Genomic DNA, 25,854 nt, shown 5'->3' on the forward strand with positions numbered 1-25,854 from the left:
TGATCAGCGACTGCGCTTGCGTAGAAATATAGTCCAGGGACATTGCCAAGCGGAGACCCTGGCAATGTCATTGTACGAACTCGTTACTCGCCGGGCACGGCAGGCCCAGATCTAAGGCGTTTCGACAGTTAGCTTGCGGCGGTAGATCCTTTGGCCGTGCGCGATGTACAGAGTGCTGTGGTTGGGCCCCGCCAACATGCACGTCGTAAAAGGTTGATCCTTATCTACTTTCGGTAGCACTCCGCATGGTCGGCCGGTGGGGTCGAAGATTTGCACGCCAAGATCACTGGTCACGTAGTAGCGCCCGGCTTTATCGACTGCCATGCCATCGCCTCGAGAGGAAGCCACGTACGGCGGTGGCTCATTGAAATTGAACTCACCTTTTGGATCGACCGCCAATCGCATTGGCATCGTGGGCATCTTGGCATCAAGCACGCCCCCTGGATTGACTCGGAACGTCCACGTGATCGCTCCACCGTAATCCGACACCGCGAGCGTCCCGCCGTCGTTGGACAAAGCAATGCCATTGGGCCGATTGATCCCGGTGTCAACAGGCGTGACTTCGCCCGACTCGGGATTGATACGAGTGACCTGTTTTGCGCCGGTTTCGGTAATCAGTACGAATCCGTCGCGAGTGACCGCCAAGTCATTCGGCTTGACTCCTTCGGCAATTGTTTTGACCTCTCCACTACGAACATCAATCGAGATCACTCGGTCCTTGGATCCCTGACAGGCGTACAAAAGCGTCCCATCGGGGCTGAGTTCCAATCCGCTGACCGATTCCTTCGCGATCACGGATTGTCCGCCCGTTGTCGCGTCGATCCGGATCACCGACGGCGCCCGCATGTCGCAGAAGTACAGATTCCCTTGCGCGTCGGCACACAGGGCATCGGCGAAGCCAAGATCATCAGCAACGAGTTCCCAGGCTTCACCCGGGATCAGCAAATTCAAGAGAGTTAAATCGCCTCCCAAATCACCTTGAGTGTTGATGACAGGTTTGTGTTCTTCGTTTCGCCACAACCACTTCATCGCCTCAGGAAATTTCGAACCCCCAAAGTCCGCGTTGTGTGCGTAGCCCTCCGCCCAGTCGAAACGAACGTCGTAGCCCATGTAATTCAACGCCGCGGCCATTCGTTGGTTTGCCCAAGGCCAACTTCCAAACGCGTTATCAACATCGCCACTGGTGTCGGCCATGTAGACGCGAATAGGCTTGGGTTCGGTTTTGCGAACGAGTGCCGGATAGATGTTGCCGCCTCGCAGGTTAGTGAAGCTACCGACACTGGAGTAAACCTTGCGAAAGTAGTCCGTTCGTTCCCAGGCGGCAGTGAACGCGCAAATCGCGCCGGAACTAGAACCGCCTATAGCGTGCATCTCGGGATCATCCGAGATGGTGTAGCGTTTCTTGACTTCGGGAATGATCTCGTCAAGCAAGAACCGAGCGTAGCGATCGCCCAAGCTGTCGTATTCAAAGCTTCGATTGGAATGTTTGTTCTTTTTGCGAGGCTTAGCGGTTTCGTGACCAGGATTCAAAAACACAGCAATCGTAGGTGGCATGTCGCCACGAGCGATCAGGTTGTCGAAAACAATCGGCACTCGCCAGCGACGATCTGTGTTCCGCATTCCTTCACCGTCCTGAAACACCATCAACGCAGCAGGTTCTTCCGGAGAGTACTGAGCCGGTACATAGATCGCCCAGTCTCGCGTGGTCCCGGGGAAGATCTTCGATTCCCAGGGCTGCATCGTTTCGACCTTGCCTCGAGGAACACTTTCTTTGGCAACTGCGTCGGGATGTGGTTCCCACTTTGGTTTGGTGCTGGGATCGGGAACGTGCGAGGACTTGGCATTGTCATCCCACAACCATTTCAACGCGTTGGGCAAATCCTCGCCGGCCCACTTGCCGCTGTGTCCGCCATCGGTCATGACCAGTTTGTGTTGGTAGCCAGCAAACTGCAGCGCCGCCGCCATGTCATGATTGCCCAGCGGCCAATTGCCGTGCAGGTTATCGAGATCGTCTCGTCCATCTTGCAGGTAGACCTTGATTGGCTTGGGTTGCTTGTGGGACTTGCGAATTAATCCGGGATACTCCCAGCCGCCGCGGATGTTGGTGAAGCTGCCAATGTGGCTAAGGACCTTACCGAACTGGTCTGGCTTTTCCCACGCGACGGTAAACGCAGCGATACCGCTCGACGATATCCCGCACACCGCGCGGTCGACCGGATCGTCGGAAACGTTGAGTCCCTTTAACGCCACCGGTAGTAGTTCATCCACCAAGAACGTCGCGTTGCGATCACCGAGCGAATCGTATTCGAAGGACCGGTTGCTACGGTCTTTGGCATCATCAAGCGTGGGGGTGATAATGCCTGGGTTAACAAACACGGCGATCGTGACCGGCATCGCTTGTTGAGCGATTAAGTTGTCCAGCACGACAGGGACTCGAAAGGCGCCGTTTGGATTCGCGTAGGACGAACCATCCATAAAAACCATCAACGAGGCAGGTTTGTCGGATTGATACTGCGCCGGCACATAAACGCTGTACTCTCGGGTCGTTCCGGGGAAAACGTGGCTGTCGCTGAACTTGCCGGAAGTGACTTCGCCGCTCGGCACGTCAGGCTGAACTTCACCAACAGAATTGTCTTGCCCGACCGAAACAGTGGGATGGATTGCCGTCAGAGACAACAACGTCAACAGCGAAAAGGTGATCCCGTTTTTGAAAAGCTTGGGGAACGTCATCAGGGACTCCGGTGGGAAGGAGGCGGGAGCGGGAGGCAGGAAGGAATTCGATCCGAGACGAGAGATCGTACCACAGCAAAGAGCCGTCTACACGTTGCGGCAAGTCGGCTAGTTTAACCAGGAAGGCTGGCAACGGAATCATTCCCTTTTGCCGCTTCGGTCCTATTCACTTGTCGATTGCCAGTCGACACGGGGCCAAGCGAGAACACTCGGGCAAAACACTCGGTCAATATCACTCGGGCAATATCACTTTGGCATAGTCACTCGCGGTTTCCGATCCGGCCCTTACTTTCGTTAGGACCGGTCCAAAACGACTTCGAACACGGACCGAACCGTTTGGCCGTTGATTCCCCGAGCCGATCAACGCTGCTGGTAAGGATGACAACCTACGGTTCAACCGGGTCATATCAGCCTTTTGCGATGTTGTCCAACAAACACCAAGCAATCAGCTGAACAGTGTCCGGCCGGCGAAATCGCTCGGCAGCGACGGATTCATTGACTCATGTTCCCCATTTCGTAGCTCACCCCGCGTTGAACCGATTGCGATCGATCGCGAACGCTTGAACACCTGCACTATGCTTTGCATCGCAAAGCAATCGTGCGGGTTCCCATTGGCAATCCTCATGGCAATTCCTGAATCATCGAACTTCGACGAAACGAATCGCCCCGGCGATACGCCAAGCCGAAGTGATCGTGAGAAACGGTCGCCGGACGATGATTCAGCATCAAAGCTTCGTTCCCGACGGCGGCAGGGTCGTTCACGAAAGACGATTGACCAAGACGTTGTTCATGATGCCACTCTCGGATCGGACGCCGCCGAACGACCCAAGCCATCGCAAACAGAGTCCAGCCAGCCGCCCGCGGAATCCTCGACGGAAACATCGCCTTGCCCTGCGGTTAACGATTCGGTGCCTTCACGTTACGAAAGCGTAGGTGAGGTCGGTCGCGGAGGGTGGGGAGTAGTCGAAAAAGCAGTTGACCGCCAACTCGATCGCGAAGTCGCCGTGAAGCGGTTCACCGACACGTACGAGGTCACCGAGCAAGAACGTCAGCGATTCTTACACGAAGCGAAAGTCACCAGCCAGCTTCAGCATCCGGGTATTGTCCCGGTCCACGAGATGGGCGACCAAAAAGACGCCTACTATGTGATGAAGTTGCTCGATGGCGTGACGCTTCAAGAGTTCATCCAGCAACATCATTCCGACAAGTTGTCTCGAACGAAGCAAACGCGGTTCGAGTTCGGCGAAAAGCTCGAACCTCTGTTGCAACGCTTTGTCGATGTCTGCAATGCGGTCGCGTACGCGCACAAGCGCGGCGTGGTCCATCGCGATTTGAAGCCATCTAACGTGATGATTGGCGAATTTGGCGAAACGGTAGTCTTGGATTGGGGCTTGGCACACTCGCTTGATGCAACGCCCGGTTTGGCCACCACCCCGCTGCCTGCGCGACGAAAGAATGTTCACGCTGATTCGACCCCGTTGATCGAGCCCGACGGAACCGTGGTCGGAACGCCAGCCTACATGTCCCCGGAACAGGCGTCCGGCGAAATCTCAGCGATCAGCCAGCCATCGGACATCTATTCGCTTGGAATGATCCTGTACGCGATCGTCGCCGGGCGTCACCCTTACCAAGGGCAACCGGTCGAACAAATCCTGAAGCAAGTTCAATCGTCGAGTTACCCAAGCTTGCGATCGCTGCAGCCTTTAGCACCATCGGCTTTGGTCTCGATCGTCGCCAAGGCCATGTCACGGTCGCCCGGGGATCGCTATGAGAGCGCAGAACTCTTAGCCAGCGACGTTCGACGATTCATTGCTGGTGATTCGGTGTCGGTGCACCAAGAAAGCTTCATCGAAAAGAGTGTTCGGTGGTGCCGACATCACCAAGGAATTGCTGCAGCGGTGGCCGGCTGTGCTTCGGTATTGCTGGTCGGTGCGATTGTCTTCGGAATTGTGATTAAGCAATCGCATCGCGCCGAGCAGATCGCCCGTATCGAAGCTGAACAATCGCATCGGGAAGCCATCCTTAGCTTGGGTGAGGCGCGCGAAGCAACCGATGCGTGGTTGATCGAGCTGAGCGGCTCCCTCCAGTTCTATCCGGGAATGGAAAAACTACGTGGCGAACTGCTAGAACGCGCCATCCATCAATTCGATCGACTCGAGACCCAAAATTTAGCGTCGTCGCAAACGCAGACCGCTGATAGTGCTTCAGGGACGGCATCGAGTCCGAACGTCGACTCATCAGTAACGTATCGCGAGCATACCGATCAACTAGCAAAATTAGAGCGAGCCAAGGGAGCCTTGCGTCTGGGCGACCTCTATCGTTTAACAGGCAAGCCAAACCAAGCCAGGACGCACTACCAAGCCGCCGCTACGATCCTGCGAAAACACGATCAAGACCCTGCCCCACCTGCTTTGAACGTGACACCGGTCTCGTTGAGTGATACCGGGAAAATCGACAATCACACCGGTTCGGCAATCCAGGATGCGTACACACTCGAACGCGTCAACGCGATCATCGGGCTGCTCTTGTTGGCTGAAGACACCGAAACCGATCTACCATCAAGCCAAGAGATTACCGTTGCCCGCCGTTGGCTGCGCAGCGTGACCGAACCGATTCACCGAGATACACTCCAAAGCGAGACTAACAGATCAGCGTTAGACAGCTATTCAGCTCGTTTGATCTCGGCCTTCGTGCGGATGGAAATGGCATTGCAAAATGCTAAACCGCACGCACACGATCGCGTCGACGCGATGGGCAATGGTTCGTCGTTCGAAGATGCGGTGACGTTGGCCCGATGGTTGGCGGATCGAACTCAATCGCCGCGTGACCGCCGCCTATCCGAAACGATCCAGACGCAGAATTGCCGACAACTGGCCGATACGGGCCAGCACCACGATGCGTGGCAGCGCTGGAGCGTGCTGATCGACGACGTTCAACGATGGTCCGACAGCGACCCCGACCGCATTGACCTTTTGCAATCCTTAGGACACGCGCTGCTGCAACGAGGTAACTGCCAAGTTCAGTTGGGTAATCACGAGAACGCGACCGCTGACTTTGATCGTTCTATCCGCATGATCGAGAAGGCATGGCGATTAACGGACGACGACGGGTTCTATCGAATCAACTTGGCAACCGCCGAAAACAATCTTGGACAGTTACTGGCCACCGGAAAGAACCGCAACCCGGCGATGGCGACCAAGTTGCTTCGACAGTCGCTCAAAACGTACGAAGCATTGCTACGCGAAGGCGTCACCGCGGATCGCCTGCGCCGCTACGCCCAAACTCATCATGCCTTAGCGGTACTCAGTTCACCGTCGAATTCCGCGGTGGATGTGGTCACCGAACAAGCCGTTGAGCACGCTCAGAAATCCGCATCCGCGTTTGAAATTCTTAGCGATTACGTTTCCCTTTCGGTGGACGACACGCTCGGTTGGATGCATTGCCAAGTCACGATCGCATCGCATCATGCCCAGCACGGAAGAATGAAACCCGTGGCAAGCATGCTGGAACACCTTCGGCAACGCGAGCAGCAACTTGGGCAAACCGCCTTGAACGCCGTGCAAAGCCAAACACTACGAAGGGTGACCGATGCGATCGAGGTGTTCGAAGAGTCCATCGGGGCAACTGATTTGATCAGCACGACTGACACAGACGAGCCAACCGACATCGAAACTGACTTGGTCGATTAATTAGCAACCCCGACATCGCTCACCAATCCGAGGGGTAACCCATGTTTGCAAAGCAGTCCGATACCATTTGTGCCGCAACCTACTTTCGCAACAAGCGCATCGACGAACCAAACCTACTCTAGAACTATCTCATCATCATGACGAATTCAGCGCCAACGACTATCGATTCATTCCCGCCCGGATCCGACCATTCGCCCGTCGTATCAGCAACCACCAAGAACACTCCGGTTGCCGAGGCGACACTGCGACGGCAACCGACTCCCGAACCAACCGTCGAAGTCAACGAATGCTGTTTAGTTCAAATCTATCCGGCCGACGTAATCACAGGGATGTTGTTGCTTGAGGAAGATGAGTTTTCCATCGGACGTTCGCCCGACACTGATTTGCCATTGTCAGACAGCAGCGTTTCGCGTCAGCACGCCATGCTGATCCGCGGCAGCGAAGGTTACCTAGTTCGCGACCTGGGAAGCACTAACGGAACCTTAGTTAACGAACAAATCATTGAATCGGATTGCGTGCTACGCAGCGGCGACACGGTTCGTATCGGTAGCTTCTTGTTTCGATTCTTGTCCGCCGGTTCGGTGGAATCGCAGTACCACGAAACGGTCTACAGCGCGTTGACTCGTGATGCGCTAACGGGCACCATGAACAAGCGATACTTGCTGGATGCGATGGAACGCGAGATCTCTCGATCAACCCGAGCGAAGACCGACATGGCAGTGGTCATGCTGGACATTGATCACTTCAAGTCGGTCAACGACACTCACGGTCACTTAGTGGGCGACGAGGTGTTGCGAACGTTTGGCAAGCGAGTGGGTGACATTTGCCGCACCGATGACTTGTTGGCTCGTTACGGCGGCGAAGAGTTCTGCTTGTTGCTTGCTGCGACCGGTCGCGAAGAAGCCGCGGAAATGGCTGACCGCTGCCGCCGCGCTGTTGCCAGCGCTCCATTTGAAACCGCCGCCGGTCCCCTAGAAATCACGGCGAGCTTTGGATTCGCAGTGCTGAACCCCAACGAGCCAGCGACAACGAAGGGCTTGCTTGAACTCGCTGACCAACATCTCTACGAAGCCAAACGAGGCGGTCGCAATCGCGTGTGCGGTTAAGCCAAGCGAACGATTGTAAGATCACCAAAAGCGAAACGGGACCCGACCTAGCGATTGCAGTCGGCAGCTAGTACGTCAATTCCGCTCCGACATAGAACCCAAAACCAGGACGGTACACTCCGAGCCCAGATCGGTAATCGATGTGTTCTCGATAGAACTTATCGGTCACGTTTTCAATTCCGCTGGTGACCAGCAAGTGATCCCACCGTCGATAGCTTCGAATGTTGTAGACGGTGAACCCCGGCGTTTCGATTTCCTGCAAGGTGCTGGCGACTCGATCTTGATTGTCAACGATCCGAGCTTCAAACTCGATTCCCCAGTGTTCGTGAGTGGGGTCCTGGATCAGAAGTCCAACGCGTGCTTCCATGGGTGCGATCCCTGGAAGAGGTTCGGAATCGACGCTTCCATTGTCGCTTCGGTACGGCGATCCGGTGTGTCGTGATGGGTCAAGCCTTGAACGATCTCGCCCTTCGACGTAAGTCAGAATTCCGAACGTTGACACCATCGATGTCAGGTCCGCTTGAGCGTAGGTTTCAAACCCCATCAAGGTAGCAAGGTCCGTGTTGACGAACGACGCTCCCTGTTGAAACCCATCAATCGTTCCCGCAGGATCGAACAGGTCATAGGTGATGTAGTCCTGAATCCAGGCATGGTGACCGTGTAATCCTAGCGTCATGTCATCCGAGTCGTATTCGATTCCCACATCGCACTGATATAACTTCTCGGAATCGAGTTGCGGGTCACCATCGAGGAATGTCAAACCACGCTGCAAAGACCCAATGAAAGTGTATTCAGCGTACATTTCCGTGAGCGTGGGTTGTCGCATCGCAAAGCCCGTCCCCGCATTGGTGCTCCATCCCCCACCAAGATCACGATTGGCGGTTAGGTACGCCGACCCCAACAAGAATTGTCGGTCCAGCGAGGATTCTTCCAGGACGCTAAGCGGCTCAGCTACACCTTGCACAATGTCGCGAGAGTCCGTGAACACTCCATCGATCCGAGTACCGGCGGTAACAACCACATCATCGTTCCACTGCAGAATCCGCTCGGCGTAGACCCCAAAGTCCAACGCATCACTGCGAGGGATCGGGAAGTTGTTGTCGTTGGGGTCGGGATCATAGAAATCATACTCGTTGAGTTCTTGATTCAAATAAATCATGTCCGTACCGACCGAGAACTGCGAGCACGCCGTGATGAAGGATGATTCGAGTCGATAGCCCGCCGAAAGTGCATCGCCGTCCGTCGTCGTGGAACCGTCCGCAGCACCGAGAAATGACGGCTGGAAAGCGTCAACGAGCGAAGGAATCTGTCGAGCCTTGCCTGGACGTTTAGTATCGCCTTCGAAGCGAGTTCGGTTGTACCACACCTCGGACGTGAAACGATCAGCGAAGCTAGGCGCGTCGTTGGTGTACGTGATCTCGTAACCGTCAGTGATCAGAAAATTCAGGTCCGTCACCAAACCCGGGAACTCTATGTCGGTTTGGTCCAAACGCAATGCATTGATTTCGATCTTCTGGTGATCGTCGATGTCAAATCCGTACGCGACAAACAGGTCACGAGACTTGTAACTTGATGGAATAAAGTAGTCATCCTGTCCGGTTTCGTAGTCGCTGCCAGTTCGGTGGCCATAGCTGATATGAAAACCGTAGTCGTCACTGCCGCCCCAAAACGATTGTCGTCCGTAGAACTGATCCCCGTTGGAATGATAGGTCCCACTGGTTGCCCCGTGACCTTCGTAGCCATTCTCGTAACGAGGCGATTGCAGGAATTCCATGTCGACAAACCGGAACCCCGGCCCGTACCGACTGGCGTAGGGACCTTTGATCAGAATCGAGTCTTGAATTAAACGCGAGTCGATCTTGCTCATCATCGTGTCCAAGTCCATTCGAGCGGGTGCCCAGTAGGACCCGGATGCGAGGACTTGGCCTACGCGTTGGCCTCGAATTCGAGTGTCGCTGACGATGGGCGTGCGATTTTGAATGGAAACACCGTGCGCCGCCTTCGATCTTCGCAGCAAGTCACCCACGTCTGCGGTTCGTCTGCCCAATGCTTCTTCGCGAAAGACCGCGTCTGCGGCGGGTGAGAGCGAAAGCGTTTCGCGATCGGTGGGCAAGTCGTCAATCTGGTTGACCTCACCAAACAAGCTGGCGATTCGATGATCGGCTGCAAGTGCTGCGTTGTCCTTGTCGTTGGCAGCGACATCGCCTCGCTGCACAGGTGGTTGCATTGCGGGTGGTTGTAGGACCGGCGGTTGCATCACGGGTCCCTGGACAACAGGTCCCTGGTTGATGGGCGCTTGCACTGCAGGGCCTTTGACTGCGGGGCCTTGTACTGCAGGGCCTTGTGCTTCAGGGCCTTGTACTACAGGGCCTTGTGCTTCAGGACCTAGCATTGCAGGCCCCTGCAATGCAGGAGCAAACTGTTGTGCTTGGAGCGCAACCGAATTCGATACGACGAGCAGCCCAGCCGTAAAGCTGGCCGCCCATCGCAACAAATTGCGTTCAGTGGTTGAATGTGGTTGCGGCATCCTGCTCGCGACTCCCGTCCGTAATTAGTATCGACTGTGTTAGGCCGAGTTGAACTTCCAGCTTTTTCGTTCAGTGATCCTAAGGAAACGTGTCGTTACCGTCTTCGTTACCCGATCCGGTATTGTTGTTGGCGGTTGCACTGTTGGCACCGTCGTAGCCAAAGTCACCATTGTCCTCGGCCACATTGTTTGAAAACTCACCTGCCCCCGTGTTGTCCGTAAAGTCAAATCCGGACCCATCATTCTCGTTTGCTACGTTTGCCAGAAACTGCCCCTGGTTGGTAACAAAGTCGAAACCTCCGCCTTCATTTCCAATCGAATAGTTTTCTTGAAAGAGTCCGAAGTTGTCTTCGAAATCGAAACCAACATCGCCGTTGTCATATGCGTAGTTCTCTTGAACGGTCCCGTTGTTGTCGGCGAAGTCAAAACCATACGATGCATTGTCGAAGGCGAGGTTCTCTTCGACGACGCCATTGTTGGCTGCGAACGTAAATCCTTCTCCATCGTTATCCGCCGACAAGTTCCCAGCGATCGACCCCGTGTTGTCGAGGAAATCGAATCCGCTCTCGCCGTTTTCGTACGATTCGTTCTCGTCAAAGTTGCCAGAGTTATCGTCTGCGTAGAAACCGTATCCCTCGTTACGCAATGCTCGGTTGAACGATACCTCACCGTCATTGTCAAACAAGTCGAACCCATTTCCCTCGTTCCCGAGAGCGTTGTTTTGAACAAACAGTCCTTCGTTTTGCTCGATGTCGAAACCGTGCGATCCATTGTCGGTAGCGCGGTTATGAGCAATCACGCTGTCCGAATCCAAAGTACCGAACCGGAACCCGCTATCGTCAGCGCCGGTGACGTTGTTACCGATGATCAAGACGTCTTCTAAGTCAGCCAGACCACCGGACAATTCACTCGAAATGCCGTGCATACCGCCGAAGATATTGAAGCCCGAGATCACACTGTTGTCCGCCGTCAGGATTACCGACTCGGTGATATCTATTCCGTGAAGCTTCACTTTCGAGCCGAAAACAGCGTGAACGCCAGTGTCAGCTCCCTTTACGGCCAATCCACCGCCAAATAGTTGCTGTCCGTCCTGAACTTCGATGGCATCGGTGACTCGAATAACGCCCGCTCGACCATCGATAATCACCGAGTCGGTCGTGGCGGTGGCCACCGCCGTTGGCAGATCTGGCGTGTTGGCGTCGAGTACAGTAACCGAGCCGATTTCGAAATCATAAGTCGCGTGCAGAGCGACCTCTTGTCCGCCTGGTGTCGGGTTAGCCTGGGTCACCACATCGACATCGCGGACCACCACGTCCGTCATGCGTCGTTCGATTCGTGTCATCCGTCGGTGGCGGCGACGATCCGGGCCGAATGGCATTCGAATGGAAAGCGTGCCAGCGGTTTGAGAATCACGCACGTCGTCGTGCTGGTACTGAACGCCAAATGTGACTCGAGAATCCAGCGATAAGAACGGTAAGTCGAACGATCGCAGTTCGGCTCGAATTCGCGGTCCGGTAATTGATTCGGCTGTCGGCGAATCCGTATCGAAGTGATAGATTCCCGCGAACACTCGCAATTCGCTGTCGAAGTAGTTCGGGCACCGCCATAGCAACGACCCGACCTCGGCGTCAGTTCCATAGTAGGCACGCTCTTCGTTGTTCTGAACGACAAGGTTGCCGTTGGATACGATAGCTGTGGCACCCACCGCTTGCGCCGAGCCGCCTTCGGGAAGATACCCGTTCCATCGGACATCGTACTTATCGCTCAGCATTTCCATGCCAAACGTAGCTTGATGAAAGGTGTTCTCGTTCGCAGAGTGCTTCAAGTCGTAGAAGCCGTAGACGCCGGCGATGTAGTCACCGGCAAATAGGTGACGGTAAGCGAGACCCCAGTTGCCCTCGGCTCCACCGCCATAGGCAAACTGACCGCGGATATCGGCGAACAAGAGATCATCGTGCGTCGACGCGAGCGGTACAAACAAATCCGTGTGCACGCGGCTGACATCATCGCCGCGCCCCGTCAATGCAGCGTAAGGTCGGTAGGGATCACTTTCGATGGCCGGATTGAGCGGTCGACCGTCGAAGACGTGCGATTCCAACGACTGAGCCTGCACCGACGAGATCGCGCAAAACGCGACCATTACGCAGCAGGCGACCTTCACGCGCGCTGAAACTTGCAGTTGCCAGTTCTGCATGGGTCTCCTCGCTTGCGTTCACGGTCAAAACGAGGCGTCCGCGACCCCTCTAAATAGTACAACCATTTCCCGTATCGGCGAATTTGGCGATTGAATCAATGAAAGCTGAAAAAAGACTCAATTCTGGTGCTTTATATTACGAGAAGCGTGCACGTTTGTACCTAAAACAAGATGATCGTTGCCTCATCGTCTAGATTGGCAACATGCAGTTGCGGCAGCTTTGGCAATGCTACGACAGCCAATGATCGACAAGTTGGCTCTGATCGCAAGATCGTGTCGGCTAATCAATTAGCGTCTAGGATAGTGGTCTACTTTGCGGTGTAAGCCATGTTGAAAACACAGTCGAGATTAGGAAGTACGATGTCGGCCTTGCGCTGGCTGCTCGTTCTTTGGACGGGGGCAGCGGTCCAATCGTTCGCTGAAGACTCGCCCAATGTGATCGCTCACTACGTACCGAACAACACCATCAAGCTCGCCTGCCAACAGAGCGACGGCACCTATGTGAATGTACAGAAAATTCACACCACGATCGAACCATCCGAACAGTTTCAACTTGTCGACGGTCAATGGCGAGGCGAAGAACCCGGATGGGAAGGCAGACCCGATCAATTGCAAACGACCTATGTTGGCGGATGGTCAATTGAGGTTCACTATGATGATGCCGCAATTGATCGGCTCGGGCATTGGAAGCATTCTGCGGTTTCAGGCAACGACTACGCGGTCCTGGTTGGAAAGCATGTTCCGCCCGGATTGACGATGCCAGTTCACTTCGCGACCCGCGACGAGAAAGGTTGCATGCTGTCGCGTAAGTTTGATCCCGACCGCGGCGCGACAAATTATCCCGAAACGGATTGGCACGCCGAAGACTTTGACTTTGTTGCCTCGAAGACAACCGAGATCCTGAATCAACAAGGCCTCTCGGCTCCCTGGACAAACCACTCGCGGCGTGAATTGGTCAGTGCTCTTGCCAACTGGATCAAAGACGTTCGGTTATCACGAATCGCCGTCGAAGACACTCTGCATCCGGTCGACTTCTTGGACGACGGACGATGTTATTGCGGCGGCGCGGCCAACACACTCGTTGCGATGTGCAGCATCCTGCAAATTCCGGCTCGCTACTACGGAACAATGGATCACGCGTTCGTTGAATTTCAAGACGATGAAGGACGTTGGTTGTTTGTCGAGAACCAGCCGGGCACGTTCATGAACATGCAACTTGCTTCGCCCAATCCTTACGACCCAGCCACGCATCAACAACTCGCTCAACAGTGGGCGCTAAACCAGCAGTTCGATGCGGTGTTTGAAGGTGGAATCATCGACGTCATCGCTGACCCGCAACGGTACAAGCTGTTTGATGATCCGAAGCTGGGATGGTTTTACAACTGGTCGTGCCCGGCTACTTATCGGCCCGACGGAAGCGACACGGGTGCGGACTTAGTCGCGCGTCCTCAAGTGCTGCACGATTGGGTGTTCAATCTCTACACCGGCTACGGCGATTCCGAGGGAGACTACATTCACAAGCGAAGCATCTTCATGGGCGAGCGTTTAGGCAGCGTCTACGAGTTGGCGGCGCTTTATAGCCCACGACGCTCGGACTTGCCGTACGTTTGCCGACGACGAAGCGATGATCAAAACGTTGTGTTTCTGACTCCGTGGCGAGACAGCCACTACGGTCAATGGAATAACCCCACGAAGATTCACGCTGGAATTGGTAACGCGATTCGAAAACAGTTTTACCTGTCTGACCTTGACGGAGTTACCAAAGTAGTGTCCGCCATCATTCTTGGCCCCGATGGCGACCTCGATCTCAAAATCCCAACGGATGGCGGAAAGTGGCACTACGAGATCAACGGGCATCGCTACCCATTGGCGCAAGCCGGCGGGTTCAATACCACCTCGAACTACCAAGGCACGGGCATGAGCGTTCATCGCTTCGAAATCCCACTCGCCATCCTAAATTCGTCGAGCCAATAATCGAGCCATCATTTGGGCCATTGATCGGGCCATTAATCGGGCCAATAGGTGATAGAGGCAGCGCTGCCTGGCACCAACGAGTCCTTGCCAGTCGCATGTAAGCAGCGATTGAACCGGCGAATAGTGCGTCGCAAGCTCATGAGTACGAAGTTTGGACGCCAGAGATCGTCAAATTCGCTTGAAATCTCTCTAGCTTGAAGCCAAAGCAAAGTGTTATTCCCAACCGCACACAAAGTTTGGCTTGAACGCTTGAGGATTTTCGCCGGGTGCCCGTCCGAGTTTCACATACCGCTGGTTTCACCATCGCGATCGCGCTGATCATGCTCGCTTGCTCGGGATGTGTGCGTCGTCGAATGACGGTACGCACCAATCCTCCGGGGGCCACGGTCTCGGTCGACAACCAAGTGATTGGAACGTCTCCCGCTGCGTCGTCGTTCGTCTATTATGGCACTCGTGAATTTCGCATCGAGAAAGACGGCTATCGCACCGAAACGATCCGTCGAAAAATCAATCCGCCCTGGTATGAAGCTCCGGGCCTAGATTTCATTGCCGAATCGTTGTGGCCTGGCGAAATTCGCGACGAACGCATCATTGACGTGGAACTGGTGCCCAAGACCCTTGAATCGCCAGAGAATTTAGTTGGACGAGCCGACGCGTTGCGAACCCAATCCCGACTCGGCGTCGTCACGGCCCCGTCGCCGTAAATCTGCTTGCAACCCTTCGGTCAGCAACCGCAGCTTATTGACGCTGCTGCCGTTTGTACTGGGGCCGACTTTTGTTGTCGTGCTGCTCGGCGGCACGTTATTCGACGGCGATGCGGGACACCGCGAACAGCTCGCCTTTCGCGACGTCTTTCATTTTTACACACCCCTGTATCAGTATCTTGCCGATCGCAATTCCGGCGAGATCATTCCGCTTTGGAATCCGCTTTGCCAGACCGGGATGCCGTTGATTGGCGAAACGACGACCGCAGTTCTCTATCCCATTCGATACGCGGTTTCCTCCATCGCGTGGTACGTGACACTGCATTTGATTTGGGCCTCGATCACCGCGGCGTTGGCGACTCGATGGATCGGTTGCTCGTGGCGAGGCCAAACCATTGCCTCACTGATCTATCCGCTTTCAGGCAGCGTTTATTTCCTGCACACCAATCCACCCTTCTTGGTCAGCGCATCATGGCTTCCGTTGGCGATGGTTAGTTTGATCGGAACAACGAAGCTGACTTGGCCAAGGCGGATTGCCCTGGCCGCCATATCGCTGGCCATGATGGTGCTCGGTGGCGACCCACAAACAGCGCTGCACTGCGTACTGGTCTCTGCTGTCGTACTAGTCATCCCTGTTGCTCTTTTTCGATCACAAGATAGCCGCGTCGAACTTGCCACGATCGGGTGTGCGGCGCTGCTATCGGGATTGATCGCGGCACCGCAAATAGCGGCCTCGCTTTCATGGAGTGGCCAGAGTGACCGAGTTCACATCGTTCACGAAGAGCCGACTTGGTTTTCGCCGCCGATTACTGGTGGCAACAAGCAGGCCGCGATGGAGTACTCGGTTGCGCCGTGGCACTTTGCTGAACTACTCACTCCATCGGCTTGGGGTTCGCTCATCCCAGTGAACCAACGGATCAGTGCGTTGATTCCCGGTGACGGTCGAATGTGGACTCCCACCTTGTTCATGGGAATGACAGTGGTCTGGATGATCCTCGATCGAACTTGGCTTTGCCTTCGTCGCCGATCAACACCGATCACTCGCAGGCTGGCACGTTCGAATCGCTGGATCGCCATCGCGGCAGTTTCTGGCTTCGCTGCGATGGGCCATTTCGGATTGGTTTGGTGGCTGCAATCGCTAACCGGACAATTCGATTCACTCGATTCCGCCGCGCTAGGTCCCTACTGGCTGCTGTACCACGGCTTGCCTGGCTATGAGGCATTTCGATATCCAGCAAAGTGGCTCCCCATGTTCGCACTTGGCTTGACGATGGCGACCGCAATATGGGTCGATCGCCGAGCATATCGCCGATCGGCCGCGCGAATGCTTGTGATCGCGATAACCCTAGCCGCACTCTGGTCGGCAACCTATTTCTTCGATCAATCGTTAGTTAACAATGCTGGAACCATCAGCGACCCATACTGGGGACCGCTGCATGTGGCCGTTGGCCTGGGCGAGATCCGTTTGTCGATCGCACTGTCCATCGTTGCCGCAGTAGGCTTTTCTGTTGCAGCGTGGTTCAAGCCAACACGTCGCAGCATGACATGGGCCCCTGGCATTCTGATCGGCATCACAGCGGTTCAGTTGGCTTGGTCGGCGAGCCAAATCACCTATGTCGCGTTTAGGCATCCGATTGCACTGCCACCTTTGTCCGCTGATCAATCGCTTGCTTTGACCCCAAGTCAGCCAACCGGGGATACGCCGATATCAACAAGTCCCCAATCAAACAACCAAAAACCAAACAGCCAAGTATCAAATTGGGCGGCATCACACACCAATGAGAGTCCGTTTCGTTGGATGCGGGTTCAGCTTAACGGCGGGTGGCCAAAAACTTGGGCGACGAGCTCGTCGACGTATCGTCTAGACGAAGTCAGCTCGGCGGAACGGATGAGTCGCTTTGGACGCTGGCACATGGTCGATAACGATGCGGTGTTCAACAATTTTGTGTCGATTGGCAGCGAACGTCAAAGCGAGTTCTGGAAAGCGATTCGCGAACTTGAGCTTCAATACGGCGGCACACTACCGGATGAATCCTGGCGATACATCCGTCGTTGGTTGGCGATTGACGGAGTGATTGAGCAATCTGATCGAGGAATCGCGACCACAAACGTTGATCCGATTCAGCAACCGATCGAAGTGGTGACTCACTGGCGCACCCTAGAAGATCGCGAACCGACCGCAGAGGAAATTGCAACAAGAATTCGTGAGGTGATCGCTGGCAATCATGCTGGACCGCTCGTCTACAGCGATGTTAGTGACAAGCCAGCTAGTTCGGTTTCCCCCGCCCACCAAGCAGCCCCCAACAACCGGTTGGAACGACCGCAGTTTCGAATCATATCGTCGAATGAGCAGCGACTTGAACTTGAGGTGGAAGCTAGTGCAACGTCACGCTTGATTCGACCGGTTTACCAAGACGGTCATTGGGTCGCCTCCATCCGAGACCTCGATCTACCCGAAGCCGAACCAGAACGTTTGGCCATCGAGCCCACTGACTTCTTAAAGCAATCCGTCGCTGTTCCACCCGGAAGATGGAACGTCCGTTTTGAGTATCGACCTTGGTGGTTAGCACCGACCATCGCCATCAGTTTGATGGGCATTTGCGTCGCGGTGGGACTGATCTTTAGGAAGCCGGCGTTTGCAGGATCGCGATAACACGGGCGATGTCTTGGGCAATTGGTGCTTCGAACGTCATCCGTTCACCCGATTGCGGATGCGTGATCGTCAACCGTCGGGCGTGCAGTGCCTGACGATCCAAGACGATGGGCTCACCGGGCTTCCGAGGCAATCCGCGCAACATCGATTCGGTCACTTCCGCATGACCGGCGTACAAACGATCGCAGATGATCGGCGATCCGATGTGCGCCAAGTGGACACGCAATTGATGAGTGCGACCGGTCTTTGGCTTCAAACGAACCTGAGTAAACCGGCCGTGCCTCGATATCACTTCATAGAACGTTGACGCCGGACGACTCGTTTCGTGGTCCTCACGAATTGCTTGTTTGTCCCGCTGATACGGATGTCGGCCGATGGGTGCTTCGATCAGGTCACGATCGCGATCGATGGGGGCACCGGTGATCGCAAAGTATTCTTTTTCGACCAAGCGATCATGAAATTGTTGGGACAGGTGCGTGTGAGCCGCGTTGGTCTTGGCGATCACAATCACACCGCTGGTGTCACGATCGAGACGATGCACGATTCCCGGCCGAGATGGTCCGCCGACATCGGAAAGATTCTGAAAGCGGTAGGCCAGCGCGCTGGTCAACGTACCGCTCCAGTTACCTCGAGCCGGGTGCACTACCATTCCCGCGGACTTGTTCACGACGACGATTGAATCATCTTCGTGCAACACATCGATCACGATGTTCTCAGGAACCGTATCGTCGGGCGGCAATTCAGGAAGCTCAAAACGAACCTTCTGGCCCGCCTTTAACTTTAAGCTGGGGCGAACGACCTTGCCGTCAACCTCCGCGGCGCCTTCCTGCACCGCGGCGCGTATCTGAGTCCGCGAATAGCCATCGCACAACTGACATAAGAAAAAGTCGAGACGCATCCCGCGAGATTCTTCCGGCACGACGAAGTCACGAATCACTTCGCCTTCGTCCGGATCGCCCGACGAGTCACCGGCATCCGATTCGGGCGCGTTGTCGTTACTCACTCGCTGATTCAGCGGCGGCTGTCTCTGGTTTGGTCTCAGTTGCTGGTTCGGCTTCGGCTTCCATTTCTGGCTCGGCCGTTACTTCCGGAGTCGTTGGCTCGCCAGACTCATCACTCGGCAAGTCCATTTCGGATTCCTTGTCCATCACGTCCGAGTCTTCGCCGCCGGGCAGGTCCAGTTCAGGAAGGTCGAGACTAAGATCGGGCAGGTCAGGAAGCTCGTTGGCGTCCGGCAACGATGGAGGCAAAGAAGGTTCCGCAGGTGAGAAATCCTGATCCGCAAACCAAGCCAAGAATTGCTTAGTATCGGCTTTCGCGAGACTATCGATTCGACTTTGAGCCTTTTCGATCATCGCTTCAGATTCGCCGATCGCAATCGTTTTCTTGTACTGTTCAACCGCTTCGTCCAATTCGCCGAGCGATTCGGCGGTACGGGCTAGGCCAAAGTGAGCACGCGAAAGCAGCAACGGGTCACTGGCGTTAACGAGTGAGTTTGAAAATGCGTTGCGAGCATCGCCGAGCAACTGAGCAGCGTTCTCGCGATCTTTGTAAAGCGCATCAATGCCTTGTGCCAAATATTCGTTCCCCTGATACACGCGAGCCCAATTGCCAGCGATGGTTCCGGGGTAGGTGTCACTAACGGTCGCCAACACTTCGGGGTCACCCGAGTCGGCGGCTTGAATCAGTTCAAGCGTTGCATCGCTACGCTGCTCGGTTTGCTGGGTGCTGTAGAACAACCAAGCAATGCCCGCAATGAACAAGGCACCCACGACAACCGCGATCAGCTTTGAATAGGGCTCGATCGATTGGTTAATCCGGCCAATATGGACGGCCAATTCGTTTTCTTGCAGTTCGTGACGACGATCGTTCATGGGAGTCGGTGACGCTGGAGAGGGGAAAACAAAGCCAGCAATGACCGGCAGAGGTTCGGAAATATAGAAGCCACCTGAGTTTAGCGTCAAGACAGTCTATCGCTTCAAGGGAACCTTCAATCACCTGCTGGCGTCGGCCTGCTGTCTTAAGCGGCTAACTTAAGCAGTTGTCTTGAGCTGGCCGCATCAGGAACCCGCTTTCATCGCGAAGCAGTCCCAAGGATCGCGGATTGCAGGATCGCGGATTGCGGAACCTGGATGCGACGCACTCACTTTTGGATGCACTCAGGCTATAGCTCGACCGCGTGTTCCTGTAATTCCTCGAGCGACGCAAATTCAAGCGAAGAGATGTGGCAAGACTCAAGAATGACGGGTGGAGCCATTCCCGCATCGTAAGCTTCTTTCCACCTCGCCGCACATAAACACCAACGATCACCGGGAACGAGCCCCGGAAACCGGTACATCGGCATGGGAGTCGTCAAGTCGTTGCCCCGAGCCTTGCTGAAGTCCAAAAACTCTGCCGTCACCTGGCAGCAAATAACGTGCAAACCTGCGTCTTCGCCGCCTGTATTACAACATCCATCGCGAAAGAAGCCCGTCATGGGGTTGGTGCTGCAAGATTGCAGATCACTTCCAAGCACATTTTTTGCCATCGCCTATGCCTTCCGCCAAGTCAGATCAAGAAATCCAAATTCATTGCAATCAAGCTGATCGATCAGACATCCCAGGGCAAGGGTGGGAGGCCTAGGAGAGCTAGCGAACAAAAATCGAATGCGCAGCCATCAAGCGGTAAGCCTGAGTCTTGTTTAAGCCAGTAGGGCCAAGCTAGTAGGACCAAGCCAGCAGAGCCAAGCTAGCACGACCAGGATTCCGCCAAGCAAAGGTAGACAAAGGCGAAAACGGGGAAGCGGGGACGCGAGATACCGGCAAAGCGGGGATCGAGAAGTGCCGCTGGGGGCGATGATGAACATTGAGGTGACACGCTATACTTCGTTCAATTCCCCCTAAGCCTCGAGAATTCGGACCAACCCGACATGGATGCGATCTTCCAAGACTTGACGGATGCCCAGCGAGAAGCCGTGACGCACGTGGACGGGCCGCTGCTGATCTTGGCTGGCCCTGGGTCGGGAAAGACTCGGGTGGTGACACATCGAATCGCTCACATGCTGGCCAACGGAGTTCGTCCCTGGCAAATCGCAGCCTTGACGTTCACCAACAAAGCCGCTGAAGAAATGCGGTCGCGAGTCGACGCGCTCGCTCCTGGGCAACCGGTTTGGATGGGAACCTTTCACCGGTTTTGCGCTCAATTGCTGCGACGCTACGGTGGCATGGTCGGACTGAGCGAGAACTACTCGATCTATGACATGTCCGATGCCAAGCAAGCGATGAAACGAGCCATCGCGGCGGCGGACGTATCGACGACTCATGCGTCACCCGAGCAAATCGCGGCGGCAATCAGCCGATCCAAGAATCGTTTGATCACGCCCGAGATGATGGAAGGCCATTCGTTAACACCGGGCGATACCATCGCGGCGAAGGTCTACCCGGTTTATCAGCAACAACTATTGACCGCCAACGCCGTCGACTTCGACGACTTATTGCTTCACATCGCGCGACTGATTCGCGAAAACCCCGAAGTACGAGCAGAACTCGACGCCAAGTTCAAATACATCCTGGTTGACGAATACCAGGACACCAACCTGGCCCAATACGCGATCGTACGCGCCCTTTCGATCGACAATCCCAATCTTGCGGTTACCGGCGACCCCGATCAATCCATTTACGGATGGCGTGGTGCCGACCTGAACAACATCCTTGACTTTGAAAAGGACTATCCGAGCGTCAAAACAGTTCGATTGGAAAAGAACTATCGCAGCACACCCAATGTGTTGCGAGTAGCCGATCAACTGATTCGTCACAATCAAAAACGCAAACAAAAAGACCTGTTCACCGATAACCCCGAAGGCGACCCCGTCGTGCTTCGAATTTTCGAGGACGGCTATAAAGAGGCCGATGGAATTGCTGACGAGATCGCCGCCGCGATCTCAACCGAAGGTCTTAAGCCAAGCGATTTCGCCGTCTTTTGCCGCATGAACGCGTTGACCCGTTCGCTTGAACACGCCTTCCGTGCTCGCGCGCTGCCGTACCAAATCGTCAACGGCGTCGAGTTTTATCAACGTCGCGAAATCAAGGATTTGTTGGCCTATCTGCACTTGGTCAACAACCCGAATCACGATGTCGCGTTCCAACGAGTCGTTAACGTTCCTACGCGTGGAGTAGGTGCGAAGACGATCGAGAAGATTCGTGCTCATGCCGATTATCATCGCATCCCCATGCTCGAAGCAGCCCGACATGCGTCGTCGATCGAAGGGTTGGCCAAACGATCGGCATCTGCAGTTACGAAATTCGTTTCGATATACGATCGCTTGTGCATTAAAGCGACCGCGACCTTGGAAGATCTGATCCGCTACTTGATTGAAGAAATTGGCTACGAAGCCTATCTCGAAAAGTCGATGGTGGAACAGCAGGACAGCAACCCGATGGCGAACGTTGACGAATTCGTTACCGCAGCGGTGGAGTTTGACCGCCGACATCCCGAAGACGGATCGCTTGATGCGTTCTTGGAACAAGTAGCACTGGTGGCCGATACCGACGCGTTGGATGGATCGACCGACCGCGTGACCCTGATGACGCTTCACGCCGCCAAGGGCCTGGAATTTCCATGCGTGTACATCATCGGCGTTGAAGACGACCTGATACCGCATTCAAGATCCAAGAGCACCGAACAAGAATTCGAAGAGGAGCGTCGCTTATTGTTCGTCGGCATCACGCGGGCTGAACAACGATTGCAGTTGAGCCTATGTAAGCGACGGGCGGTGCGAGGCGATATTCGGCCGGTAATTCCGAGCCCCTTTCTTAACGAACTTCCGCTCGAGGACATCAAGCGGATCGAAAGCGCAGTCGAACGCAATTGGTTCGATGAGGAATTCGACCAAAGCTACCCTGATTCGTGGGACCTGCCTGACTTGAGCGATAGCGATGGCGCGGATTCCGATCTCGGCGATATCGACCAGGCTGGTTCAGCCGCTCACCGTAAGGGTTCCGGATCGATCGGCGACGACACTGATTTTGTCAGCGAGATGCCGACCCTGATGAACGTCGTCGATGAAGCCGCACAAGTTCCTGCTCCGCCGACCTCAGCGTCCTCGGTATCATCCAAGCCCAAGAAGAAGATGATTCTGAGCGGCCTGAAGACAGGGGCGGATATGCTTTCCGGTGGTGCAACGCCGTTGACGGCCTATCGCGAGGGAGTCCAGGTGCGGCACGGCGAACATGGCGAAGGCACGATAATCGCGGTCACCGGCCGCGGCCCCAAGCGAACTGCCAAGGTCCAATTTGATGATGGGGAACACAGCTTTCGTTTGGCTTACGCCAAGCTTGAATTGGTCGATTCGCCCTAACGCTGTGCCGGTGGCACGCCGATACAGCTTGAATTCCCGTCGAATCCGGCCTCAAGCGGGAAATTACGATGCAGAAAGTACCGCGGAAGCGGGTCCGTTCCCACTTCCCATTGCCAGGACGTTGCTGTATCCTCTGCGACTCGACAAATCCAGATCCGACAACTTTTCCACGCTAAAGCGGTGTCGAAAGGCCTGTCGAAGACTTCGGCGAGTGATCTGCCGGACGCACCTCATAGTCACCCTACGGACAGAAAGCGTAGATAATCATGGCAAGCAAAGCCAAGAAAACAAAGATCAAGACTCACAAGGGAACCAAGAAGCGGATCCGTCTGAGTGCAACTGGCAAGGCCATGCACCGCAGCAGCGGAACCAGTCACTTGGCTCAAGCAGTCTCAGCTAAGCGTCGGCGAAACCTTCGTGGTACCACCGCGATGGCTACCTGCATGGAACCAACCGTTCATGCTTCGCTTAACGGCCACAGCTACTAATTTCAACGGTCGCCATTGACCGTCGATGTCGCTGAAACAGGCGACTCACACTTTCACTATTTTTCCAACAACGATTTTTGAATTCGAAGCGATTGGGCAAAACTTCGGCACCCTTGAAGTAATTCTTCATCCGTGGTGGCCGGGGCCTGAATCGGTCAAACGCAAAAACCAAAGCAATCTCTAAGGAACCACTGTCATGCGGACTACTACCGGATCAACTCGGCATAAGGCAAAGAAGCGTCTTTTCAAGCGAGCCAAGGGCTACAACGGCGGCCGCGGTAAGCTGATCCGCAGCGTCAAAGAAACGTTGCTTCGCAGTGGTGCGTACGCCTTCCGCGATCGTCGCGTTCGCAAACGTGATTTCCGCAAGCTTTGGATCATTCGTATCAACGCTGCCGTTCGCCAACACGACCTGCGTTACAGCGAATTCATCTACGGCCTGAAACTGGCCAACATCGAGATGGACCGTAAGACTCTGTCCGAGATGGCTATTCACGACGAAGCTGGCTTCAAAGATGTCTGCGATAAGGTCAAAGAAGCTCTCGCCTCGAAAGCTGCTTAACCATCCATGTCGCTCGATTCTTTCGTCGCGACCCTCAGCAAGTTAGAAGACGAAGCCCGGGCCGCATTCGAGCAAGCCACGGACATCGATTCACTTGAAGAGGCACGCGTCAAATACCTGGGTGCCAAAAGCGGTGTGCTCAAGGATGTAGCCAAGCAAATGGGCACGATCGATAAATCCGATCGGCCCACTGCCGGGCAAAAGCTCAACGCTTGTAAGTCCAACGTCGAATCCGCATTCGCCCAGTCGCAAGAGCGTCTTGGCAATGATGGTCCCGACGGCATCGACCCCACCTTCGATCCAACCCTGCCTGGTGTTCGGCCCAACATCGGCCACGTTCACCCAATCACGCAAACCATCAATCACTTGATGGAGATCATGGGCCGCATGGGCTTTGAGGCTGCTGAGGGTCCCGAGGTTGAAGACCCGTGGCACAACTTCGTGGCGCTGAATATCCCCGAAGATCATCCCGCTCGCGATCCGCTTGATAACTTCTACCTTGCATCGGCAGCGTCGATGGCGGGTGACAAGGGTGTCAAACGAGAGAACGTTGAGGGCACGCGTTTGCTTCGCAGTCAAACCAGCACCGTGCAAATTCGCGTGATGGAAAATACTCAGCCGCCCATTCGAATTATCTCGCTGGGCCGCGTTTATCGGCCGGACCAACCTGACGCGACACACTTCCCGATGTTCCATCAAATGGAAGGTCTGTTGGTCGACACGAATGTCACCATGGCTAACCTGAAGACAGTGTTGCGAGTGTTCGCCAATAACTATCTTGGTGACGACGTCGAGATTCGTTTTCGCCCTTCCTTCTTTCCGTTTACCGAACCAAGCGTCGAAGTCGACTTCTTTTGGAATGGTTCATGGATCGAGTTTGGCGGGGCTGGCATGGTCGATCCGGATGTGTTCAAGGCGGTCGGTTATGACCCCGATAAGGTTTCAGGCTTCGCTTTTGGCCTCGGTGTCGAACGATTGTGCATGCGGCGTCATGGAATCACCGACATTCGCGATCTATACAGCGGCGACCTGCGGTTCTTGCGCCAGTTCTAGCGCGCGACCGCGGCCCGACTTCGCTTCCCTCCCCACCGATTGATTGCTGATGAGTAACTTGAGCGGAAAACGAGCCGTTATCTCCGGTGCTGCCCGCGGCATTGGCCTCGGAATCGCCGTCGAACTGTGTCGTCTCGGTGCCGAGGTTGTGATCTTCGATATAGGCGACGCAAGCGATGCGGTGAAAGCCTGCGAAAAAGTGGGCGGCAAAGCTCACCAAGTTCGCGGAGATGTTTCAAGCGAATCCGATGTCCGCGACTTGATGAATCAATGCGTCGCTAAAATGGGCGGCCTCGATATCGTGGTCAGCAATGCGGCCTACAGCGATCGTCATTTGATGTTGGAATCGGACCTCGATGAGTTCCGCAAGACAATCGACATCAGCATGTGGGGCGCGTTCTACATGACGCGTTTCGGTTCCGAGAAACTGGTTGCTGCCGGAAACGGTGGCAACATCGTCGTCATCAGCAGCCCGCATGCTCATATGCCGATCCCAGGTGCGATGGCCTACAACATGTCCAAAGCCGCCAATGACCAGATGGCAAAAACGGCGGCATGTGAATTGGCCCAACACAACATCCGCGTCAACCTGATTCACCCAGGATGGATTGACACCCCGGGCGAACGCAAATTCTTCGAAGAAGAAACACTGATGGAAGAGGGCAAGAAAATCGCCATGGGCCGACTTGGCCAGCCCTCGGACATTGCACGCGGGGTTGCCTTCCTTTGCGATCCAGCTAGCGAGTACATCACCGGCTCGACGCTAACCATCGACGGCGGAATACAGTTACCCTTTCGAGAAATGTATCGATTGGAACAAAACCCCCAGGCATGAGGCC

16 protein-coding genes are annotated in these 25,854 nt (G+C 55.1%); 10 read left to right on the forward strand and 6 right to left on the reverse strand.

From position 1 onward, the window contains the following. Nucleotides 1–111 precede the first annotated feature (111 nt). Nucleotides 112–2,730 (reverse strand): alpha/beta hydrolase-fold protein, encoded by a 2,619-nt coding sequence (locus Pla22_RS19385; protein WP_146516381.1) that lies wholly within the window; start codon nt 2,728–2,730, stop codon nt 112–114. Between the two features lie 623 nt (nt 2,731–3,353). Between Pla22_RS19385 and Pla22_RS19390 the strand changes: the two genes are divergently transcribed. Together Pla22_RS19390 and Pla22_RS19395 are read left to right on the forward strand one after the other, a co-directional pair. Continuing rightward, on the forward strand, nt 3,354–6,419 hold the full coding sequence (locus Pla22_RS19390; protein WP_165440753.1) for a serine/threonine-protein kinase: 3,066 nt from the start codon (nt 3,354–3,356) through the stop codon (nt 6,417–6,419). A 137-nt stretch (nt 6,420–6,556) separates the two neighbouring features. Further along, complete coding sequence (locus tag Pla22_RS19395; RefSeq protein WP_146516383.1) at nt 6,557–7,525, forward strand: GGDEF domain-containing protein; 969 nt, start codon at nt 6,557–6,559, stop codon at nt 7,523–7,525. 67 nt (nt 7,526–7,592) lie between these two features. Here the strand turns inward: Pla22_RS19395 and Pla22_RS19400 are convergent, their stop codons facing one another. Further along, a complete protein-coding gene (locus Pla22_RS19400; RefSeq protein WP_242632165.1) occupies nt 7,593–9,752 on the reverse strand; it encodes a TonB-dependent receptor in 2,160 nt (719 codons plus the stop codon). Nucleotides 9,753–10,131: 379 nt separating this feature from the next. After that, complete coding sequence (locus Pla22_RS19405) at nt 10,132–12,246, reverse strand: right-handed parallel beta-helix repeat-containing protein (RefSeq protein ID WP_146516385.1); 2,115 nt, start codon at nt 12,244–12,246, stop codon at nt 10,132–10,134. Between the two features lie 360 nt (nt 12,247–12,606). Between Pla22_RS19405 and Pla22_RS19410 the strand changes: the two genes are divergently transcribed. The 3 genes from Pla22_RS19410 (at nt 12,607) to Pla22_RS19420 (ending at nt 17,577) form a co-directional block, all read left to right on the forward strand. Then, entirely contained in the window at nt 12,607–14,220 is a 1,614-nt protein-coding gene (locus tag Pla22_RS19410; RefSeq protein ID WP_165440754.1) for a transglutaminase-like domain-containing protein, read from the forward strand. Nucleotides 14,221–14,486: 266 nt separating this feature from the next. Continuing rightward, nucleotides 14,487–14,924 (forward strand): PEGA domain-containing protein, encoded by a 438-nt coding sequence (locus Pla22_RS19415; RefSeq protein WP_242632166.1) that lies wholly within the window; start codon nt 14,487–14,489, stop codon nt 14,922–14,924. Between the two features lie 37 nt (nt 14,925–14,961). Continuing rightward, nucleotides 14,962–17,577 carry a hypothetical protein gene (locus tag Pla22_RS19420; RefSeq protein ID WP_146516387.1) on the forward strand — a complete coding sequence of 872 codons (2,616 nt, stop codon included), beginning with the start codon at nt 14,962–14,964 and terminating at the stop codon, nt 17,575–17,577. On the opposite strand, the gene Pla22_RS19425 is transcribed toward Pla22_RS19420, so the two are convergent. The 3 genes from Pla22_RS19425 to Pla22_RS19435 form a co-directional block, all read right to left on the reverse strand. Next, entirely contained in the window at nt 17,546–18,580 is a 1,035-nt protein-coding gene (locus tag Pla22_RS19425; RefSeq protein ID WP_242632167.1) for an RluA family pseudouridine synthase, read from the reverse strand. The two genes, Pla22_RS19420 and Pla22_RS19425, sit on opposite strands and share 32 nt — an antisense overlap. Further along, complete coding sequence (locus Pla22_RS19430; RefSeq protein ID WP_146516388.1) at nt 18,573–19,451, reverse strand: YfgM family protein; 879 nt, start codon at nt 19,449–19,451, stop codon at nt 18,573–18,575. Before Pla22_RS19430 ends, Pla22_RS19425 begins: the two co-directional genes overlap by 8 nt. A 290-nt stretch (nt 19,452–19,741) precedes the next feature. Further along, nucleotides 19,742–20,104, reverse strand: coding sequence for a DUF2237 family protein (locus Pla22_RS19435; RefSeq protein ID WP_146516389.1), 363 nt, complete (start codon nt 20,102–20,104; stop codon nt 19,742–19,744). Between the two features lie 381 nt (nt 20,105–20,485). Here Pla22_RS19435 and Pla22_RS19440 point away from each other — a divergent pair, with 381 nt between their 5' ends. From Pla22_RS19440 to Pla22_RS19460, 5 genes are all read left to right on the forward strand, one after another. Beyond that, complete coding sequence (locus tag Pla22_RS19440) at nt 20,486–22,912, forward strand: ATP-dependent helicase (protein ID WP_146516390.1); 2,427 nt, start codon at nt 20,486–20,488, stop codon at nt 22,910–22,912. A 266-nt stretch (nt 22,913–23,178) separates the two neighbouring features. Continuing rightward, complete coding sequence (locus Pla22_RS19445; protein ID WP_146516391.1) at nt 23,179–23,400, forward strand: large ribosomal subunit protein bL35; 222 nt, start codon at nt 23,179–23,181, stop codon at nt 23,398–23,400. Nucleotides 23,401–23,596: 196 nt separating this feature from the next. After that, a complete protein-coding gene (rplT, locus tag Pla22_RS19450; protein WP_146516392.1) occupies nt 23,597–23,962 on the forward strand; it encodes a 50S ribosomal protein L20 in 366 nt (121 codons plus the stop codon). A gap of 6 nt (nt 23,963–23,968) precedes the next feature. After that, the gene (gene pheS / locus Pla22_RS19455) at nt 23,969–25,015 is read left to right on the forward strand and encodes a phenylalanine--tRNA ligase subunit alpha (protein ID WP_146516393.1); all 1,047 of its coding nucleotides are present in this window, start codon (nt 23,969–23,971) and stop codon (nt 25,013–25,015) included. A gap of 49 nt (nt 25,016–25,064) precedes the next feature. Further along, nucleotides 25,065–25,850, forward strand: coding sequence for an SDR family NAD(P)-dependent oxidoreductase (locus Pla22_RS19460; protein ID WP_146516394.1), 786 nt, complete (start codon nt 25,065–25,067; stop codon nt 25,848–25,850). The last annotated feature ends 4 nt before the right edge of the window (nt 25,851–25,854 follow it).

Origin of the sequence: Rubripirellula amarantea (assembly GCF_007859865.1) — a bacterium.
Classification (GTDB): Bacteria; Planctomycetota; Planctomycetia; order Pirellulales; family Pirellulaceae; genus Rubripirellula; species Rubripirellula amarantea.

What these genes read in the sequence shown, in the direction of transcription:
- Pla22_RS19385 (WP_146516381.1), bottom strand. Translation starts at nt 2,730, where the DNA reads ATGACGTTCCCCAAGCTTTTCAAAAACGGGATCACCTTTTCGCTGTTG.
- Pla22_RS19390 (WP_165440753.1), top strand. Translation starts at nt 3,354, where the DNA reads ATGGCAATTCCTGAATCATCGAACTTCGACGAAACGAATCGCCCCGGC.
- Pla22_RS19395 (WP_146516383.1), top strand. Translation starts at nt 6,557, where the DNA reads ATGACGAATTCAGCGCCAACGACTATCGATTCATTCCCGCCCGGATCC.
- Pla22_RS19400 (WP_242632165.1), bottom strand. Translation starts at nt 9,752, where the DNA reads ATGCAACCACCTGTGCAGCGAGGCGATGTCGCTGCCAACGACAAGGAC.
- Pla22_RS19405 (WP_146516385.1), bottom strand. Translation starts at nt 12,246, where the DNA reads ATGCAGAACTGGCAACTGCAAGTTTCAGCGCGCGTGAAGGTCGCCTGC.
- Pla22_RS19410 (WP_165440754.1), top strand. Translation starts at nt 12,607, where the DNA reads ATGTCGGCCTTGCGCTGGCTGCTCGTTCTTTGGACGGGGGCAGCGGTC.
- Pla22_RS19430 (WP_146516388.1), bottom strand. Translation starts at nt 19,451, where the DNA reads ATGAACGATCGTCGTCACGAACTGCAAGAAAACGAATTGGCCGTCCAT.
- Pla22_RS19435 (WP_146516389.1), bottom strand. Translation starts at nt 20,104, where the DNA reads ATGGCAAAAAATGTGCTTGGAAGTGATCTGCAATCTTGCAGCACCAAC.
- Pla22_RS19440 (WP_146516390.1), top strand. Translation starts at nt 20,486, where the DNA reads ATGGATGCGATCTTCCAAGACTTGACGGATGCCCAGCGAGAAGCCGTG.
- Pla22_RS19445 (WP_146516391.1), top strand. Translation starts at nt 23,179, where the DNA reads ATGGCAAGCAAAGCCAAGAAAACAAAGATCAAGACTCACAAGGGAACC.
- rplT (WP_146516392.1), top strand. Translation starts at nt 23,597, where the DNA reads ATGCGGACTACTACCGGATCAACTCGGCATAAGGCAAAGAAGCGTCTT.
- pheS (WP_146516393.1), top strand. Translation starts at nt 23,969, where the DNA reads ATGTCGCTCGATTCTTTCGTCGCGACCCTCAGCAAGTTAGAAGACGAA.
- Pla22_RS19460 (WP_146516394.1), top strand. Translation starts at nt 25,065, where the DNA reads ATGAGTAACTTGAGCGGAAAACGAGCCGTTATCTCCGGTGCTGCCCGC.